Annotated in this window: 16 protein-coding genes; 11 read left to right on the top strand and 5 right to left on the bottom strand. The window is 75.7% G+C overall.

Annotated elements, in window-relative coordinates:
* Positions 1-31 precede the first annotated feature (31 nt).
* Positions 32-1441, top strand: a complete 1410-nt coding sequence (locus QOZ88_RS16350) for an FAD-binding oxidoreductase (RefSeq protein ID WP_306000791.1) — start codon at positions 32-34, stop codon at positions 1439-1441.
* A gap of 14 nt (positions 1442-1455) precedes the next feature.
* Here the strand turns inward: QOZ88_RS16350 and QOZ88_RS16345 are convergent, their stop codons facing one another.
* The gene (locus QOZ88_RS16345; RefSeq protein ID WP_306000790.1) at positions 1456-2067 is read right to left on the bottom strand and encodes a TIGR03085 family metal-binding protein; all 612 of its coding nucleotides are present in this window, start codon (positions 2065-2067) and stop codon (positions 1456-1458) included.
* Between the two features lie 139 nt (positions 2068-2206).
* Here QOZ88_RS16345 and QOZ88_RS16340 point away from each other — a divergent pair, with 139 nt between their 5' ends.
* The 9 genes from QOZ88_RS16340 (at position 2207) to QOZ88_RS16300 (ending at position 13670) form a co-directional block, all read left to right on the top strand.
* On the top strand, positions 2207-3982 hold the full coding sequence (locus QOZ88_RS16340; RefSeq protein ID WP_306000789.1) for an ABC transporter ATP-binding protein: 1776 nt from the start codon (positions 2207-2209) through the stop codon (positions 3980-3982).
* Entirely contained in the window at positions 3979-5814 is a 1836-nt protein-coding gene (locus QOZ88_RS16335) for an ABC transporter ATP-binding protein (RefSeq protein ID WP_306000788.1), read from the top strand. The genes QOZ88_RS16340 and QOZ88_RS16335 overlap by 4 nt, the downstream gene beginning before the upstream one ends.
* 86 nt (positions 5815-5900) lie before the next feature.
* Complete coding sequence (locus QOZ88_RS16330) at positions 5901-7571, top strand: FAD-binding dehydrogenase (RefSeq protein ID WP_306000787.1); 1671 nt, start codon at positions 5901-5903, stop codon at positions 7569-7571.
* Positions 7572-7581: 10 nt separating this feature from the next.
* A complete protein-coding gene (locus QOZ88_RS16325; protein ID WP_306000786.1) occupies positions 7582-8283 on the top strand; it encodes a hypothetical protein in 702 nt (233 codons plus the stop codon).
* 25 nt (positions 8284-8308) lie between these two features.
* On the top strand, positions 8309-8686 hold the full coding sequence (gene hisI / locus QOZ88_RS16320) for a phosphoribosyl-AMP cyclohydrolase (protein ID WP_306000785.1): 378 nt from the start codon (positions 8309-8311) through the stop codon (positions 8684-8686).
* Positions 8683-10218 carry an anthranilate synthase component I gene (locus QOZ88_RS16315; protein ID WP_091931139.1) on the top strand — a complete coding sequence of 512 codons (1536 nt, stop codon included), beginning with the start codon at positions 8683-8685 and terminating at the stop codon, positions 10216-10218. The genes hisI and QOZ88_RS16315 overlap by 4 nt, the downstream gene beginning before the upstream one ends.
* Entirely contained in the window at positions 10215-10859 is a 645-nt protein-coding gene (locus QOZ88_RS16310) for a Trp biosynthesis-associated membrane protein (RefSeq protein ID WP_306000784.1), read from the top strand. Before QOZ88_RS16315 ends, QOZ88_RS16310 begins: the two co-directional genes overlap by 4 nt.
* Before the next feature lie 151 nt (positions 10860-11010).
* Positions 11011-11820, top strand: a complete 810-nt coding sequence (trpC, locus tag QOZ88_RS16305) for an indole-3-glycerol phosphate synthase TrpC (RefSeq protein ID WP_306000783.1) — start codon at positions 11011-11013, stop codon at positions 11818-11820.
* Positions 11821-12038: 218 nt separating this feature from the next.
* Positions 12039-13670 carry an HNH endonuclease signature motif containing protein gene (locus QOZ88_RS16300; protein WP_306000782.1) on the top strand — a complete coding sequence of 544 codons (1632 nt, stop codon included), beginning with the start codon at positions 12039-12041 and terminating at the stop codon, positions 13668-13670.
* 77 nt (positions 13671-13747) lie between these two features.
* On the opposite strand, the gene QOZ88_RS16295 is transcribed toward QOZ88_RS16300, so the two are convergent.
* Together QOZ88_RS16295 and QOZ88_RS16290 are read right to left on the bottom strand one after the other, a co-directional pair.
* Positions 13748-14467, bottom strand: a complete 720-nt coding sequence (locus QOZ88_RS16295) for a PIG-L deacetylase family protein (protein ID WP_306000781.1) — start codon at positions 14465-14467, stop codon at positions 13748-13750.
* 20 nt (positions 14468-14487) lie between these two features.
* Positions 14488-14847: a DoxX family protein gene (locus QOZ88_RS16290; protein ID WP_306000780.1), complete on the bottom strand. Its 360-nt coding sequence runs from the start codon at positions 14845-14847 to the stop codon at positions 14488-14490.
* A 24-nt stretch (positions 14848-14871) separates the two neighbouring features.
* Between QOZ88_RS16290 and QOZ88_RS16285 the strand changes: the two genes are divergently transcribed.
* A complete protein-coding gene (locus tag QOZ88_RS16285; RefSeq protein WP_306000779.1) occupies positions 14872-15627 on the top strand; it encodes a sulfite exporter TauE/SafE family protein in 756 nt (251 codons plus the stop codon).
* A 21-nt stretch (positions 15628-15648) separates the two neighbouring features.
* Here QOZ88_RS16285 and QOZ88_RS16280 read toward each other — a convergent pair whose 3' ends face one another.
* Complete coding sequence (locus QOZ88_RS16280) at positions 15649-16743, bottom strand: bifunctional RNase H/acid phosphatase (RefSeq protein WP_306000778.1); 1095 nt, start codon at positions 16741-16743, stop codon at positions 15649-15651.
* Positions 16740-17480: a zinc ribbon domain-containing protein gene (locus QOZ88_RS16275; protein WP_306000777.1), complete on the bottom strand. Its 741-nt coding sequence runs from the start codon at positions 17478-17480 to the stop codon at positions 16740-16742. Before QOZ88_RS16275 ends, QOZ88_RS16280 begins: the two co-directional genes overlap by 4 nt.
* Positions 17481-17494: the final 14 nt, after the last annotated feature.

The raw sequence follows: 17494 nt of genomic DNA, 5'->3' as shown, positions 1-17494 counted from the left end.
GCATGGTCGCTCTCTGCTCCAGGAGGCAGTCATGGCGACCCCCACGGTGGAGTCCGGTATCCGCGGTTTCCGCGGTGAGCTGCTCCGGCCCGGCGACCCGAGCTACGACGACGCCCGCCGGGTCTTCAACGGCATGGTCGACCGGTCGCCGGCGCTGATCGCCCGGTGCACCGGCACGGACGACGTTGTGGCGGCGGTGGGACACGCCCGCGACACCGGTCTCCCGCTCGCGGTGCACGGCGGAGGGCACGGCGTGGTGGGGCACGCGGTCTGCGACGGCGGCCTCATGCTGGACCTCCGCCCGATGAACCGGGTGCAGGTCCAGGTGTCCGACCGCTCGGTGCGTGCCGAAGGGGGCGCCACGTGGGGGCAGTTCGACGCCGCCACCCAGGAGCACGGGCTGGCGGTCACCGGCGGGCGGGTGTCGTCCACGGGCGTCGGCGGGCTCGCGCTCGGCAGCGGCAGCGGCTGGCTCGAGCGCACGCTGGGCTACACCTGCGACAGCCTCATCGGAGCCCAGGTGGTGACGGCCGCCGGCCAGGTGCTCGAGGTCGGCCCCGAGCAGGAGCCCGACCTGTTCTGGGCGCTGCGCGGTGGTGGGGGCAACTTCGGCGTGGTCACCCGGTTCGACTTCCGTGCCTCGCCGATGGGGCCGGTGCTCCTCGGTGGCATGGTGATGCACCCGCACGAGGCTGCCGTCGACGTGGTCCGCCACTACCGCGACTTCATGGCCCAGGCGCCGGACGAGGTGAACGGCGCGGCCGCCTTCATCTCCGCCCCGCCGGAGCCGTTCGTGCCGGAGCCCGTGCGGGGCCGTCCGGTGCTGGGGCTGGTCGTCGTGTACGCCGGCGACGTGGCACAGGGGCAGGAGGTTCTGCGGCCGCTGCTCGACCACGGCTCCCCGATCGTCACGATGGTGCAGCCGATGCCCTACACGGCGATCCAGCAGATGCTCGACCTCGCCTGCCCGCGCGGGATGCGCAACTGGTGGACGGCGGACTTCCTGCGGGAGCTGCCCGACGACGGCATCGAGGCGATCGCCGAGCGGACCGGCCGGGTGCCGTCACCGATGACCCAGGTGATCCTCGCGCCGGGCGGTGGCGCGCTGGCGCGGGTCCCGCGCGAGGCGACGGCGTTCGACCTGCGGGACGCGCCCTGGAACATCCACTTCCTGAGCATGTGGCCCGACCCGGCCGACGACGAGCGCAACATCGCCTGGACCCGCGAGCTGGCGGCCTCCGTGAAGCCGTACGCCGCCGCCGGCGCCTACCTCAACTTCCTGGGCGACGAGGGGGCCGACCGGGTCCGTGCCGCCTTCGGCCCGGACAAGTACGACCGCCTGGTGGCGCTCAAGGACCGCTACGACCCGGACAACCTGTTCTGCCTCAACCAGAACATCGCCCCGTCCGGCAGGCCGCCGGGGCCGCGCGCGGGCAGCTGACCCCCGGGCGGCGGTCAGCCGACGTCGACGCGGGCGACGTCGCGCCGGCCGGAGACCCACAGCATCAGCTCCAGCGGCTCGCCGGTGACGGTGCGCCCGCCGGCACCGAACCGCTTCTCCTCCCCGGGCACGTCCGAGCGGCGCAGCACGAGGCCGCGGCGACCGGCGACCCGCCGGGCGTAGAGCCCGACGGCCGACCACAGCTGGTCCTGCTCCTCCCGAGGCAGCGACCGCGGCTCCCACCCCGGCTGCGCGCGCCGGACGTCCTCGTGGTGGATGGCGAACTCCGAGACGTTGAACGCCCTGGCCGCGGCGGGGCGGGCCATCGGCGACCAGGACGGCGGCCCGCTGCGCACCTGGCCGACCACCTCGGCGTAGGGCGTGGAGTCGCGCAGCCGGTCCTCCAGCCGGTGCGACCACCAGGCCAGCCGCGCGCCGCCGGGCAGCAGCTCCAGCCCGTACCCCGGCAGGGCGTCGGGCCGCCGGTCGCGGACGGCGAGGTGCGCGGCCAGGTGCGCCGTCGTCCACCCCTCGCAGCACGTCGGCGCTTCCGGCCCCAGCTCGTCGAGGAGGTCGGCCAGCGCGGCGCGCTCGCGGTCCGGCAGGGACGGGGGAGAGGCGCTCATCGCTCCTGCATACCGGGCGGGTGCATCCGGCGACACCCGGGGCCGGGAAGAAGTCGGGTGCACGCTCGGTTGGAGCCGCTTAGCGTCCCTAACGACCGTCCGGCATCCTGGACCGGTCGCCCGACCCCCGAGGAGCTCCGTGTCCCGCCGCAGAGACGCCGTCGTGCGACGCGGGCTCCGCCACATCCGCCGGGCCGTCCGCGAGCAGCCGCGCATGTTCACCCTGGCGCTCCTGGCCAGCAGCCTCTACGGAGGGATGACGGTCGCCAGCGCGTACGTCATCGGGGAGGTCACCGACCGGGTGCTGCTGCCCTCCTTCGAGGACGGCGCCACCACCGGCACGGCGCTGGCGCTCGCCTCGGTCGCCATCCTCGGTGTCGCGCTGCTGAAGATCCTGGGCATCCTGGGCCGCCGGTTGTTCGCCGGGATCATGAGCTACCGGCTGCAGGCCGAGTACCGCCGCCGGGTCACCGGCCAGTACCTCCGGCTGCCGCTCTCCTGGCACCAGCGCCACCCCACCGGGCAGCTCCTCTCCAACGCCAACTCCGACGTCGAGTCCGCCTGGTTCTTCGTCGCGCCGCTGCCGTTCGCCTGCGGTGCCCTGGTGATGATCGCGATCACCAGCGTGGCGCTCGTGCTCACCGATCCGCTGCTCGCGCTCGTCGGCCTGGTCGTCTTCCCGCTGGTCTTCGCGGCCAACGTCGTCTACTCGCAGGTGATGAGCCCCCGGATGCAGCGGGCCCAGCAGCTGCGCGCCGAGGTCAGCGAGATCGCGCACGAGAGCTTCGATGCCGCGCTGGTCGTGAAGACCCTCGGCCGCGAGGACACCGAGACCGGGCGCTTCGCCGACCGGGCCCAGGAGCTGCGCGACGGGCTGATCGCCGTCGGCCGGGTGCGCGGGGTGTTCGACCCGCTGATGGAGGCGCTGCCGAACCTGGGCACCCTCGCCGTCCTGCTCATCGGTGCCGGCCGGGTCGCCGACGGCGCCATCGACGCCGGCGAGCTCGTGTCGATCGCCTACCTGTTCACCCTGCTCGCGCTGCCCATCCGCGCCATCGGCTGGGTGCTGGCCGACCTGCCCCGCGCGCTGGCCGGCTTCGACCGGGTCACCCCTGTCCTGGAGGCGACCGGCGAGACCCCGTACGGGCCGGACGCCGCGGTCGCCGGCGCCGGTGGGGCGGCTGTCGCCCTGCGCGGCGTCGGGTTCCGCTTCGACGGCGGCAGCCGCCCCACGCTCGACGGGGTGACCTTCGACGTGCCCGCCGGCCGCACGGTGGCGGTCGTCGGGCCCACCGGATCGGGCAAGTCCACGCTCGCCGGCCTGCTGGTGCGCCTGGTCGACCCGGCCGACGGCGGCGTGCTCCTCGACGGCGTCGACCTGCGCCGGCTGCGGGAGGGCGAGGTGAGCACCCAGGCCGCGTTCGTCGCGCAGGGCGCCTTCCTCTTCGACGACACCGTGCGCGGCAACGTCACCCTCGGCGCCCCGATGTCCGACGACGACGTGCGGGCGGCGCTGCGCGTGGCGGCCGCCGACGACTTCGTGGCCGCGCTCCCCGAGGGGCTCGACACCCGGGTCGGCGAGCGGGGCGCCTCCCTCTCCGGCGGCCAGCGGCAGCGCCTGGCCCTCGCCCGCGCCGTCATCCGCCGCCCCCGCCTCCTGGTCCTCGACGACGCCACCAGCGCCGTCGACCCGGCCGTGGAGGCGCGCATCCTCGATGCGCTGCGCGCCAGCGGGACGCCGACGACCGTGGTGGTGGTCGCCTACCGGCAGGCGACGATCGCGCTGGCCGACGAGGTGGTGTGGCTGGAGGACGGCCGCGCCGTCGCGCGCGGCACCCACGAGCAGCTGCTGGCCGACGTCCCCGGCTACGCGGCGCTGGTCCGGGCCTACGCGCAGGCGGAGGTGCCGGCGTGACCGCCGCGACGCAGCTCGAGGACCGCGAGCACGAGGGCGCCCTGGCCACGCTGCGGCGGGGCCTGCGCATGATGCCGGAGTTCCGACGCGGCCTGCCGGTCACCTTCGCCCTGGCGCTCGTCGCCACGGCCGGCCGGGTGGTCGTCCCGATCGCCGTGCAGCAGGTCATCGACCGCGGCCTGGCCTCGCCGGAGGGGCCCGACCTCGGCCTGGTCTCCTGGCTGGTCGCCGCCTGCGCGGTGGTGGTGGTGCTCACCGCCGTCGCTGTCTACCGCATGAACGTGCGCCTGTTCCGCACGACCGAGACCGCGCTGGCCGGCCTGCGGGAGCGGGCGTTCCGGCACGTGCACGACCTCTCGGTGCTGCACCAGCAGGGGCAGCGGCGCGGCTCCCTGGTCTCCCGGGTCACCAGCGACGTCGACCAGCTCTCGGTGTTCATGCAGTGGGGCGGTGTGCTCGGGCTGGTCAGCGTGGGCCAGCTCGTCGTGGCCACCGTCGTCATGTTCGTCTACTCCTGGCAGCTCACGCTGCTGGTGCTGGTCTGCTTCGTCCCGCTGGTGTTCGCCGTCCGCTGGTTCGCCCGTCGGCTGGTGCAGGTCTACGGCGTGGTCCGGGAGCGGGTCGGCGACGTGCTGGCCGCCGTCTCCGAGTCGGTCGTCGGGGCTCCCACGGTGCGCGCCTACGGCGTGCGCGCCCGCACCGCCGAGCGGCTCGACGCCGCCATCGACCGGCACTACCGCGCCCAGGTCGATGCGCAGAAGGTGACCGCCGCGGTCTTCGTCAGCGGTGAGTTCGTCGCGGCCGTCGCCAACGCCGCGGTCGTCGTCGTCGGCGTCCTCCTCGGCCTGGCCGGTGACATCACCCCGGGCACGCTGGTGGCCTTCCTGTTCCTGGTCACCCTCTTCGTCGCCCCGGTGCAGACCGCCAGCGAGGTGCTCAACGAGGCCCAGAACGCCGTCGCCGGTTTCCGGCGGGTGCTCGACGTGCTCGACACCGAGCCCGACGTCCGCGACCCCGCCGTCGCCGCGCCCGACCGGGTGCGCGAGCTGCCCGCCGGACCGCTCGGCGTGCGCTTCGAGCACGTCACCTTCCGGTACGCGCCGGGTGCCCGGGCGGCGCTCGACGACGTCGACCTGACCATCGCGCCGCGCACCCGCGCGGCGATCGTCGGCGAGACCGGCTCGGGCAAGACCACCTTCGCCAAGCTCGTCACCCGGCTCATGGACCCCGTCGAGGGCCGGGTGCTGCTCGGCTCCGCCGACGCCGGCTGGGTGCCGCTGCCCGACGTCGCGTTCTCCTCGCTGCGCGCGCGGGTCGTGATGGTGCCCCAGGACGGGTTCCTGTTCGACGCCACCGTCGCCGACAACGTGCGCTACGGCCGGCCCGGCATGACCGACGACGACGTCGTCGCCGCGTTCGGCGACCTCGGCCTCGGCCCGTGGGTCGCCGGCCTGCCCGCGGGGGTCGGGACGCCGGTCGGGCAGCGCGGGGAGTCGCTGTCGGCGGGGGAGCGGCAGCTGGTCGCCGTCGCCCGCGCCTACGTGGCCGATCCCCACCTGCTGGTGCTCGACGAGGCGACCAGCGCGGTGGATCCGGCCACCGAGCAGCGGCTCACCCGGGCGCTGGACACCCTCACCGAGGGTCGGACGACGCTCACCATCGCGCACCGGCTCTCCACCGCCGAACGCGCCGACGAGGTGCTCGTCGTCGACGCGGGCCACGTCGTCCAGCGCGGCACGCACGCCGAGCTGGTCGACGCCGAGGGGCCCTACGCCCGCCTGCACGCCTCGTGGCGGCGGTCCTCGGCGGGGGAGCCCGAGCCGGTCGCCTGACCGGGCACGGGCGAGAGACGCGCGGCGCCACAACTCGCCCACACGGGGGGACGCGTGCGGGGAGGCGCGCCCGCTAGCGTCGCGGCGTGAGCACCGACACGCACAGCACCGAGGCGGACGTCGTCGTGGTGGGCGCGGGCCTGGCCGGCCTGGTCGCCACCGCCGAACTCGCCGACGCCGGCAAGCGGGTGGTCCTGGTCGACCAGGAGCCCGAGGCGTCGCTCGGCGGGCAGGCGTGGTGGTCCTTCGGCGGGCTGTTCCTCGTCGACTCCCCGGAGCAGCGCCGGCTGCGGGTGCGCGACTCCCTCGAGCTCGCCCGCCAGGACTGGTTCGGCACGGCCGGGTTCGACCGCGACAGCGACCACTGGCCGCGGCAGTGGGCCGAGGCCTACCTGCAGTTCGCCGCGGGGGAGAAGCGCGCCTGGCTCAAGGAGCAGGGCATCGGCTTCTTCCCGGTCGTCGGGTGGGCCGAGCGCGGCGGCTACACGGCCACCGGGCACGGCAACTCGGTCCCGCGCTTCCACATCGTCTGGGGCACCGGGCCCGGCGTCGTCGCCCCCTTCGAGCGCCGGGTGCGTGCGGCGGTCGCCGAGGGGCGGGTCGAGCTGCGGTTCCGCCACCGGGTCTCCGAGCTCGTCGTCCGCGACGGCGCCGTGACCGGCGTGCGCGGCGCCGTGCTGGAACCGAGCCCCGTGGCACGCGGGGAGGCCAGCTCGCGCACCGAGGTCGGGGAGTTCGAGCTGACCGCCCAGGCCGTCGTCGTCACCTCCGGTGGCATCGGCGGCAACCACGAGCTGGTCCGCCGGTACTGGCCGGCCCGGCTCGGCCCCGCCCCGCAGCGGCTCCTCTCCGGCGTGCCCGCCCACGTGGACGGGCGGATGCAGGAGGCCGCCGTCGCGGCCGGGGCGAGCCTGGTCAACGGTGACCGCATGTGGCACTACACCGAGGGCGTCGCCAACCACTCGCCCGTCTGGGACAAGCACGGCATCCGCATCCTCCCGGGGCCCTCGTCGCTCTGGCTGGATGCGACCGGTGCGCGCCTGCCGGTCCCGCTGTTCCCGGGTTTCGACACGCTGGGCACGCTGGCGCACATCGGGCAGACCGGCCACGAGCACACCTGGTTCGTCGCCACGCACAAGATCGTCGAGAAGGAGTTCGCGCTCTCGGGCTCCGAGCAGAACCCCGACCTCACGGGCAAGGACCTCCGGCTCCTGATGACCCGCGTCAAGGCCGGCGTCTCCGGCCCGGTCCAGGCCTTCCTGGACAAGGGGGAGGACTTCGTCGTCGCCCGCACGCTGCCCGAACTGGTCGCCGGCATGAACCGGGTCACCGGGGGCACCCCCGAGCTCGACCTCGCGCAGGTCGAGCGGGAGGTCGTGGCGCGCGACCGCGAGGTCGGCAACGCGTTCACCAAGGACCTGCAGGTCACCGCGATCCGCGGGGCGCGGAACTACCTCGGCGACAAGCTCATCCGGGTGGCCCCGCCGCACCGCATCCTCGACCCCGAGGCCGGGCCGCTGGTCGCCGTCCGGCTCAACGTCATCACCCGCAAAAGCCTCGGCGGGCTGGAGACCGACCTCTCCGGTCGCGTGCTCCGCCCCGGCGGCGAGGTGTTCCCCGGGCTGTACGCGGCCGGCGAGGTGGCCGGGTTCGGCGGGGGCGGCGTGCACGGCTACCGCTCGCTCGAGGGCACCTTCCTCGGCGGCTGCCTGTTCTCCGGCCGGGTTGCGGGTCGCGCGCTCGCGGCCGCGCTGTGACGGGGACGCGGTGAGCGCACCCCGCGACCCGTGGTCGGACCCGGCGACGCCGACCGAGCCGGGGCCGGGCTACACCGGTCCGCCGCCCACGCTGCCGCCGCCCACGCCCTACGGCGCGCCGCCGTACGGTGTGCCGCCGTACGGTGTGCCGCCGTACGGGTACGGGCCCCCGCCGTACGGCTGGTCCGGCCCCTGGGGGACGGCGCCGTTCCCGGGGGGCCCGGTCCCGCCCCGGGCCGGGCGGCGGCCGGGCCAGGTGGTCGGCGCCGCGGTGCTCAGCTTCGTCCAGGCGGTGCTGGTGCTGATCGCCTCGCTGTACGTGTGGTTCTTCGCCTCGCTGGCGCAGATGGCGATCGAGGAGAGCCCGACGGCCGCCCCCACCCAGGCGTACGAGTTCGCCCGCGAGGGCGGCGTGCTGTCGATCGTCCAGGTGGTGTCCGTGGTGCTGCTGGTGGCCGCCGGCATCCTGGCCCTCAGCCGGCGCGACCGGGTGGCCTGGCTGGCGCTGCTGACCGCGCACGGCGTCCAGCTGGTGCTCACCGCCTACTGGTGGGCGCAGCTGACCGACCTGCTCGGCCCGGCCGCGGCCACCGAGGACGTCGGGGGCGTGATCGCGGTGTTCAGCCTGTTCTTCGCCGCCGCCCCGGTGGTGGCCCTCGGGCTGGTGCTCTTCGGCGGTGGGCGCCACTGGTTCACCGCCCCGCAGGGCTGACCGGGGCGCACGGCACACTGGCGGCATGCCCGCGACCGACCCCTCCGCACCCGCGCCGGCCCCCGAGGTCACCGCTCTGCTGCGCCGCGACCCGGCCGGCCTGGTCGCCGCCGTCGTCCAGCAGCACGACACCCGCGAGGTGCTGATGGTGGCCTGGATGGACGACGAGGCGGTGCGCCGCACGCTGACCACCGGCCGGGCCACCTACTGGTCGCGCAGCCGGCAGGAGTACTGGGTCAAGGGGGAGACCTCCGGGCACCGCCAGTGGGTGCGCGAGGTGCGGCTCGACTGCGACGGCGACGCGCTGCTGCTGCTGGTCGACCAGGAGGGCCCCGCCTGCCACACCGGCGAGCGCAGCTGCTTCCACCGGTCGCTCCCCGCCGTGCAGGCGGTCGCGCCGTGAGGTTCGGGGTCACCGCGCCCTCGCGCGAGGAGTTCACGGCATCGGACGCAGCGGTCGTGCCGGTGACCCGCCGGCTGCTCGCCGACGGCGAGACGGCCGTCGGCGTCTACCGCAAGCTGGCCGGCAACCGGCCGGGCACGGTGCTGCTGGAGTCGGCCGAGCAGGGCAAGCGGTGGGCCCGCTACAGCTTCGTCGGGGTCCGCAGCGCCGGCGTCCTGACCGAGCGCGACGGCCGCACCCTGTGGCTCGGGGACGACGTCCCGGGGGTCACCGACGACCTCCCCGAGGACCCCCTGGAGGCGGTGCGGGTGGTGGCGCGGCGGCTGCGCTCGCCCCGCACCCCGGGGCTGCCCCCGCTCAGCGGCGGGCTCGTGGGCTACCTCGGGTACGACGTCGTCCGCCGGCTGGAGCGGCTGCCGAGCACCAGCGACGACGACCTCGGCATGCCGGAGCTGGCGATGATGCTGGTCACCGACCTGGCCGTGCTGGACCACAGCGACGGGTCGGTGCTGCTCATCGCCAACGCGCTGCGCGGCGGCGGGGCGGGGCCCGACGCGGCCGCCTACGACGACGCGGCCGCCTACGACGACGCGGTCGCCCGGCTCGACGCCATGGCCGCCGCGCTGGTCCACCCCGCGCCGTCGGCCGTCGCCGTGTTCGAGCCCGCAGACGTGCCGGCGTCGGTGCGCAGCAACCTCGCGCCGGGCGTGTTCCAGGACGGCGTCGAGGAGGTGCGCGAGCACATCCGGGCCGGCGACGCGTTCCAGGTCGTGCTGTCCCAGCGGTTCGAGCTCGTGACCGACGTCCCGGCGCTGGACCTGTACCGCGTGCTGCGGGCGACCAACCCGTCGCCGTACATGTACCTGCTGCGGTTCGCCGGCCGGGAGACGCCCTTCGACGTCGTGGGCTCCTCGCCCGAGGCGCTGGTGACGGTCGCCGGCACCTCCGCCGTCGTGCACCCGCCGGCCGGCACCCGCCCGCGCGGGGCCACCCCCGAGGAGGACGTCCGCCTCGCCGAGGGGCTGCTGGCCGACCCCAAGGAGCGGGCCGAGCACGTCATGCTCGTCGACCTCGCCCGCAACGACCTGGGGAGGGTCTGCGTGCCGGGCAGCGTCGAGGTGCCCGACTTCATGCGGATCGAGCACTACAGCCACGTGATGCACCTGGTGTCGACCGTCGCCGGCGAGGTGCGGTCCGGCTGCGACGCCCTCGACGTCTTCGACGCGACGTTCCCCGCGGGCACCGTGTCCGGCGCCCCGAAGCCCAGCGCCATGACGATCATCGAGACGCTCGAGCCCACCCGGCGTGCGCTGTACGCGGGCACCGTCGGCTACGTCGACGCGAGCGGCGACATGGACATGGCGATCGCGATCCGCACCGCCGTCCTGCACCAGGGTCGTGCCTACGTGCAGGCCGGCGCGGGCATCGTGGCCGACAGCGACGCCGCGTCCGAGGAGGCCGAGACCCGGCACAAGGCGCGCGCGGTGCTCTCGGCGATCGCGACGGCCGAGAGGCTGCGGGAGCTGACGTGAGCGGGTCCCCGGACGAGGGCCGGTCCGGTGGAGCGCGGCGCGAGCTGACCGCCGCCGTGGTCGGCGCCGCGCTGGCCGGGGCCCTGGCGCTGTCGGCCGCGAGCCAGCGCTGGGCGGAGGTCACCGCCGAACGGCCGCCGCCGCTGCCGCCGGTGTCCGGCACGCTCACCGGCGGTGCGGCGGCGCCGCTGGTCACCGCCGCCGGGCTGGTGCTGCTCGCCGCCGCCGTCGCGCTGCTGGCCGTGCGGGGTGCCGGGCGGCTGGCCGTGGGGCTGCTGGTGGCGATCTGCGGTGGCGCCCTGGTCTGGTCGGGCGCGCGGGTGCTCGCCGGGGGAGTGGCCGACGCCGCCGCCGACCTGCCGGGCGTCAGCGGCACCAGCGTCACCGCGACGACGGTGGAGGTCGCCGCGGTCTGGCCGGGCCTCGCCGTCGCCGCCGGGGTGCTGGCGGTCCTCGCCGGGCTGCTCGTCGTCCTCCGCGGTGCCGCCTGGCCGGCGATGGGACGGCGCTACGAGCGCGACGCCGGACCGGCACCACCGAGGTCGGCCGAGGACCGCACGGACGACGCGTGGAAGGCGCTGGACCGCGGGGAGGACCCGACCGAGCCCCCACCGGCGCCGCGGTCCGGCCGCTCCGCATAGCGGAACGGGCCCCGCCCGCCGGGACCGCCCCCGGGCCGGAGGGCGCGGGACCCGCCTCTAGAGTGGGCACCCCACCCGCCGGGATCGACGTACGAGGAGAAGTGGCGACGATGAACGACCACGGGACCTCGGCCGAGGCTGCGGCCACGCCGTGAACGTGCTCGACGAGATCATCGAGGGCGTCCGCGCCGACCTCGCCGTCCGCGAGGCCGCGACGCCGCTGGCCGAGGTGAAGGCCGCCGCGCAGGCGGCCCGGCCCGCCCGCGACGCGCTGGCCGCGCTGCGCGCCCCCGGCGTCGGCGTGATCGCCGAGGTCAAGCGGCGCAGCCCCTCCAAGGGCGACCTCGCAGACATCGCCGACCCCGCCTCGCTGGCGCAGCAGTACGCCGCCGGCGGCGCCCGCGTCATCTCCGTGCTCACCGAGCGCCAGCACTTCCACGGCTCGCACGCCGACCTCGCCGCCGTCCGCGCCGTCGTCGACGTCCCGGTGCTGTGCAAGGACTTCGTCGTCAGCAGCTACCAGGTGCACGAGGCGCGGGCCCACGGTGCCGACGTCGTCCTGCTCATCGTCGCCGCTCTGGAGCAGAACGTGCTCGTCGGCCTGCTCGAGCGCGTCGAGTCCCTGGGCATGACCGCGCTGGTCGAGGTGCACACCGAAGCCGAGGCCGATCGGGCGATGGCGGCGGGGGCCTCGGTGATCGGGGTCAACGCCCGCGACCTGACCACCCTGCAGGTCGACCGGTCCACCTTCGAGCGGATCGCGCCCGGGCTGCCGTCGGAGGTCGTGAAGGTCGCCGAGTCCGGCGTCCGCGGCCCGCACGACCTGATCGGCTACGCCGCCGCCGGGGCCGACGCCGTGCTCGTGGGCGAGGGGCTGGTCACCGCCGGCGACGCCCGGCAGGCCGTCGCCGACCTGGTCACGGCGGGCAGCCACCCCGCCACCCCGCGCACCACCCGCTGATCGTTCCCGTCCCGGTCCACCGGACCCGCCTACCGGAGCCTTGGACCTCTGGGCGAAGCCTGGACCGCCGCGCTGTCCTTCTGCGGTAGGGCGGACCCGCCCCCGGAGCGGTCCGCCCGACGGCGGTGGGTTCGTTTGCGTCGACGTACGCCCTCTATGCGTCGCTCACCCGGCGCTGAGGCGCGGGAATTGTCGTAGCCCCTGTCTAGCCTGCGGTTATGTCGGTGGTCGGGTTCGCGGTCGGGGTGACGGTGTCCCCGGTCGACCCGTTGCCCTCGCCGTGGGAGCTGGCCGATCCCGATCCGCAGCGGTGGGACGAGCCGTTGTCCGCGTGGCTGCCGGCCCGGCGCGGCGCGGTGGAGGCCGCCGACCTGCTCGGCCAGATCGTGGTGGCCGAGGCGAAGCTGGCCGCGTTGCGGGTGGAGCTGGTGATGGACCTCGCGGCCGCCCGGCCGGCGCCGGCCGATCCGCCACCTGGGGGTGAGCGGGCCGGGGACCGCGGCCCGGCGGGGGCCAGTGAGTTCGTGCCCGACGAGTTGGCCATGGTGCACAACTGCAGCCGGACGGCGGCGGTGACCCTGCTGGAGCACGCCGATGTGCTCACCACCCGGCTGCCGGGCACCTTCGCGGCGCTGCGGCTGGGGTTGCTGGACTGGCCGCGGGCCCGGGCGATCGCCGCCGAGGTCGCCGCCGCCGGGTCCGACACCGACCCGACAGTGATCGCCGGGGTGGAGGCCGCGGTGCTGCCCGGCGCGAGCGGCCTGGGGGTGGGCAAGCTGCGCGAGGCCGTCCGCGCGGAGCTGCTGGCCCGTGACACCGACGCCGGCGAGCGGCGGCGCAAGGCCCGGCAGCGTGGGGCGGATGTGACCGTGCGGCCGGTCGGGGACGGCATGAGCGAGCTGCGCGCCCTGCTGCCCCATCCCGAGGCCCGCGCCTGCCGGGACGCCGTGGATCGGCATGCCCGCGCGGCGAAGGAGGCCGGCGACGAGCGGCCGATCGGCATGTTGCGCGCCGGCGCCGCCGCCGATCTGCTGCTGCGGCCCTGGCAGGAGCGCCCGGCGGTGACCGCGCAGCTGACCGTCATCGCCCCGCTGACCGCGCTCACCCCCGCCGGGTTCCTCGCCGCCGGCGCCCCGACCCCGGACGCCTTCACCCCACCCGGCACCCCGCCAGGGGTTGCCGAGCCGATCGGGGAGGTCGACGGGGAGCCGATCACCGCCGCCCACCTGCGCGAACTGCTCGCCCAGCTCGACGCCCTCGCGGTGCAGGCCCCACCGGCGGGCAGCCTGCAGATCGCGATCACCGACGCCACCGGGAAGCTGCGGGCGGTCACCAGCCGGGCGGAGCTGGCCCGGCTGGCCCGCACCGGCTGCCCCCACCACCCCGACCACCCCGACCACCCCGACCACCCCGACCGTCCGGACTCGTCGTGCGGCTGCCCGCTGCTGGGCCCACCGGCGGCGGTGGACCGCTACCGCCCCTCGGCCGGCCAGCAGCAGTTCCTCCGCCTGCGCGACCGCACCTGCCGCCACCCCGGCTGCACCGTGCCCGCCGGCTGGGCCGACCTGGACCACGTCATCGCCCACACCGCCGGCGGCCAGACCGCCTGCGAGAACCTGTGCTGCCGGTGCCGCCGCCACCACCGGCTCAAGACCTTCGTCCCCGGCTGGCAGCACACGATGAGCGACGACGGCGTGCTCACCGTCACCACCCCCACCGGCGTCACCCGCACCAGCCGACCACCGGGCTTCCGCGTCCTCACCGCACCACCGCAACCACCACCGGAACCGGAGCCAGACACGGACACGAACCGGGCACTCGACCTGGACGACGACCCACCACCGTTCTGACCGCTCCGGTCAGCCGGCCATGTGCCCAGGGCCTGCGGGTCTGCGGGTCTGCGGGTCTGCGGGTCTGCGGGCGATGCCTACCCCCAGTAGAGCCGGTACCCCACGCGCCGCCGCCCGTCCTCGGTCAGCGTCGACATGTCCACGATCTGCCGCGCCTGCACGTCGACCGGGTCGTCCGAGAGGAGCTCCAGGTACCGCCGGTGCTCGGCCAGCGAGGCGACCGCCGTCTCGACCTGGTCGCTGACGTCGACCTCGTGGGGCGGGTCGGTCAGCTCGCTGACCGCGATGTACTGCACGCCCGGCCACCGCTCCTCGGTCAGCTCCGGGAAGATCCACTCGTTGCCCGCGTCGGCGACCGCGTCGAGCACCGACTGCCCGAGGGCCTGGTGGTCGGCGGAGTTGAGGTAGGCCGGCGACACCCCCGGCGGGGTCCAGGTGGGCCCGAAGTAGCCGGTGACGACGAGCTCGGGCCGGTGTCGGCGGATCGCGGCGGCGAGGTCGCGGCGCAGCTCCGGCCCGGCGACGAGGACGCCGTCCCGGTGGTCGAGGAACTCCACCTCGGTGACGCCGACGACCGCTGCCGACCGCCGCTCCTCCTCCTCGCGCAGCGGCCCCGCCTCCGCCGGGGGGACGCCGGCCATCCCGGCCTCGCCCCGGGTCGCCAGCAGGTAGTGCACCTCCTTGCCCGCCGCCGTCCAGGTGGCGACGGCGGCGGCCAGGCCGTACTCGATGTCGTCGGGGTGGGCGGCGACGACGAGGGCGCGCTGCCAGTCGTCGGGCATCCGGGTGGGCGGCATGCGCCGAGTCTGCCCCGCAGTCAGCCGCCGCGGGCCACCCGGAGCGCCGCGGCCACCATGGGCACCTGCAGGGGCAGCCGTACCGCGGCCGCGGCCAGCACCGGTGGCCTGCCGCGCCCGAGCCGGAGGTGGTGCAGGTGCGCGGGCACGAACGCCAGCAGCAGGGCCGCGGCCGACCAGCCGCCGGCCCGCCGGGTGCGCGGCGCGGCGAGCAGGGCCGCGGTGCCGATCTCGGCGACCCCGCTGGCGAGCACCCAGACGCGCGCCGACCCGAGCTCCGGCGGCACCAGCCACTCGTAGGTGCGCGGGCGCACCAGGTGCAGCGCTCCCGACCCACCCAGCAGGGCTCCCAGCCACGTCGCGCTCGCCGGCTTCCGCATGCACCCACCGTAGGGTGACCCGCCGTGGGTGCCCTCGACCTGCTCCTGGTGGCCGGGGTGGCCCTCCTCGCCGGTGGCATCAACTCCATCGCCGGTGGCGGGTCGCTGATCCTCTTCCCCACGCTGGTGGCGCTCGGGCTGGGCACCGTCGAGGCGAACGTGACCAACTCCGTCGCCCAGTGGCCGGGCTACCTCGGCGGCGTGGCGGGGTTCCGCCCGGAGTACCGCGGTCAGCGCCGCCGGCTGCTCCGGTTCTCGCTGGTCGCCGTGCTCGGCGGCACGGTGGGCAGCATCCTGCTGCTGGTGCTGCCCTCGGCGGCCTTCGAGCTGGTCGTGCCCGTCCTCGTCCTGCTGGCCAGCCTCCTGCTGGCGGTGCAGCCGCTGCTCACCCGGCGGCTCCGGCGGCACGGGGAGGAGGACCGGTCCCGGGACCCGTGGTGGCTGTTCGTCGCGCTGTTCCTGGCCACCGTCTACGGCGGCTACTTCGGCGGGGCGCTCGGCGTCATCCTCGTCGGCGTCCTCGGCCTGGGCCTGGGCCGGCTCAAGCTGGCCAACGCGCTCAAGTCCGCGATCTCCGCGGTGACCGCCACCGTCACCCTCGTCGTCTTCGGCATCTTCGGCGACGTGCACTGGGCGGCGGTGGCCGTCGCCGCACCGGCCGGCCTGGTGGGTGGGTTCCTCGGAGCGCGGATCGCCACCCGCATCCCGCCGACACCGCTGCGGGTCGTCATCGTCACCTTCGGTGTCGCGGTGGCGGTCTACCTCTACCTGCGCACCTGACGGGCTGCTCTGCCCAGGCTGTCAGCGCAGGTGGGCGGTGTCGTTCAGCAGCCGCACCGACGAGCGCCCGTCGGTCGACCACGCCACCGTGCACAGCGAGGCCGCCTCCAGGAACACCCGGTGGACGACGTCGTCGCCGACGCCCAGCCCGGCGGCGAGCAGCAGCTTGATCGGTGTGACGTGGCTGACCACCAGGACCGTCCGACCGGCGTGCCGGGCGAGGATCCGCTGCCGCGCCCCGGCCACCCGGCGGCCCACGTCGGCGATCGACTCCCCGCCGGGGGCGGCCACGGTCACGTCGGCCAGGAACCGGCGCACCGCCAGGGGGTGCCGGGCCCGCGCCTCGTCGGAGGTGAGCCCCTCGAGGTCGCCGAAGTCCAGCTCGACCAGGTCGTCGTCGAACTCCACGGGCAGGCCCAGGCGCGCGGCCACGATCTCGGCGGTCTCCCGGGTGCGGCGCAGCGGCGAGGCGACGACGACCTCGATGCCGAGCTCGGCGGCCCGCTCCCCGGCCGCCTCGGCCTCGGCGCGGCCGGTCCGCGACAGCGGCAGCTCGTTGCGGCCGCTGAACCGGCGCTCGGGGGTGTGCTCGGTCTGCCCGTGCCGGAGCAGGTGGGTCACGGTGGTGACCACCGGCGCCGGTTCGGCGGTGGGCTGGACGTCGTCCTCGGCCACGCTGGGCTCGGCGGCGACGTCGCGGTGGACCGGCCTGCCGTCCATCGCGCTGTTGGCCAGCGCGTCGGCGGCGCCGTTCTGCGCGCGCGGCACCCAGGTGTAGCGGACGGCGCCCAGCTTCCGGGCGATCGCGCGGGCCTGCAGCGCCAGCTGCTGCATGTCGGGGTGCTTGATCTTCCAGCGCCCCGACATCTGCTCGACGACGAGCTTGGAGTCCATGCGCACCTCGACCTCGGCGGAGGCGTCGAGGTCCAGCGCCGCCTGCAGCCCGGCGACCAGCCCGCCGTACTCGGCGACGTTGTTGGTGGCGCGCCCGACCGACGCGGCGCGCTCGGCCAGCACCCGGCCGGTGTCCGCGTCGCGCACGAGCGCGCCGTAGCCGGCCGGCCCCGGGTTGCCCCGGGAACCGCCGTCGGCCTCCACGACGAACCGGCGGCTCACAGCCCGGACTCGGCGGTGCGGACGAGGATCCGCCCGCAGTTCTCGCACCGGACCACCTCATGCGGGTCGGCGTTGCGGACCGCCGCGAGCTCCCGGCCGTTGAGCTCGATGCGGCACCCCTGGCACTGCCGGGAGCGGAGCATCGCCGCACCGGTCGTGCCGGTCTGGGTGCGCACCCGGTCGTACAGCGCCAGCAGCGGCGCGGAGAGCCCCCCGGCGACCGCGGCGCGCGCGCTCTCGTGCCGGGTGGTGCCGTCGGCGATGTCGGAGAGGGCGTCGTCGCGCAACTGCTCGGCCCGCTCCAGGTCGCCGCGCGCCTGCTCGCGCGCCTCCTGCGCCGTCCGCAGCGTCACCTCGGCGGTCTCCAGGCGCTCCATCAGCTCGAGCTCCTGGTCCTCCAGGGTCGACTGGCGCCGGGCCAGCGACTCCATCTCCAGCTGCAGGCTCGTCGTCTCGCGCGCGTTGATCCCGCCGGCGTCCAGGCGCTGCTGGTCGCGGGTCGCGCGCTGCCGGACCGTCTCGACGTCGGCCTCCAGCCGGGACACCTCCCGCTGCAGGTCGCGGACCTCGGTCTCGGCCCGGACGACGTCGTCGGCGAGCGACCGCTCGGTCTCCGCGGCGGTCTCGACGGCCACGGCCTCCGGCAGCGTCCGCCGCCGGTGGGCGAGCTGGGTCAGGGCGACGTCCTCCGCCGCGAGCTCCAGGAGCTTCTGCTGTTCGAAGTGGTCGACCTTCACCCCGCCAACCTACC

Source organism: Blastococcus carthaginiensis (assembly GCF_030731085.1).
Taxonomy (GTDB): Bacteria; Actinomycetota; Actinomycetes; order Mycobacteriales; family Geodermatophilaceae; genus Blastococcus; species Blastococcus carthaginiensis.
The sequence above is the reverse complement of the archived record's forward strand: the minus strand, read 5'-3'. Positions and strand labels throughout refer to the sequence as shown.

Excerpts from the sequence above, each read along its gene's own strand:
- hisI (WP_306000785.1), top strand. The coding sequence starts at position 8,309 with ATGCCCGCGACCGACCCCTCCGCACCCGCGCCGGCCCCCGAGGTCACC.
- QOZ88_RS16345 (WP_306000790.1), bottom strand. The coding sequence starts at position 2,067 with ATGAGCGCCTCTCCCCCGTCCCTGCCGGACCGCGAGCGCGCCGCGCTG.
- QOZ88_RS16290 (WP_306000780.1), bottom strand. The coding sequence starts at position 14,847 with ATGCGGAAGCCGGCGAGCGCGACGTGGCTGGGAGCCCTGCTGGGTGGG.
- QOZ88_RS16300 (WP_306000782.1), top strand. The coding sequence starts at position 12,039 with ATGTCGGTGGTCGGGTTCGCGGTCGGGGTGACGGTGTCCCCGGTCGAC.
- QOZ88_RS16350 (WP_306000791.1), top strand. The coding sequence starts at position 32 with ATGGCGACCCCCACGGTGGAGTCCGGTATCCGCGGTTTCCGCGGTGAG.
- QOZ88_RS16295 (WP_306000781.1), bottom strand. The coding sequence starts at position 14,467 with ATGCCGCCCACCCGGATGCCCGACGACTGGCAGCGCGCCCTCGTCGTC.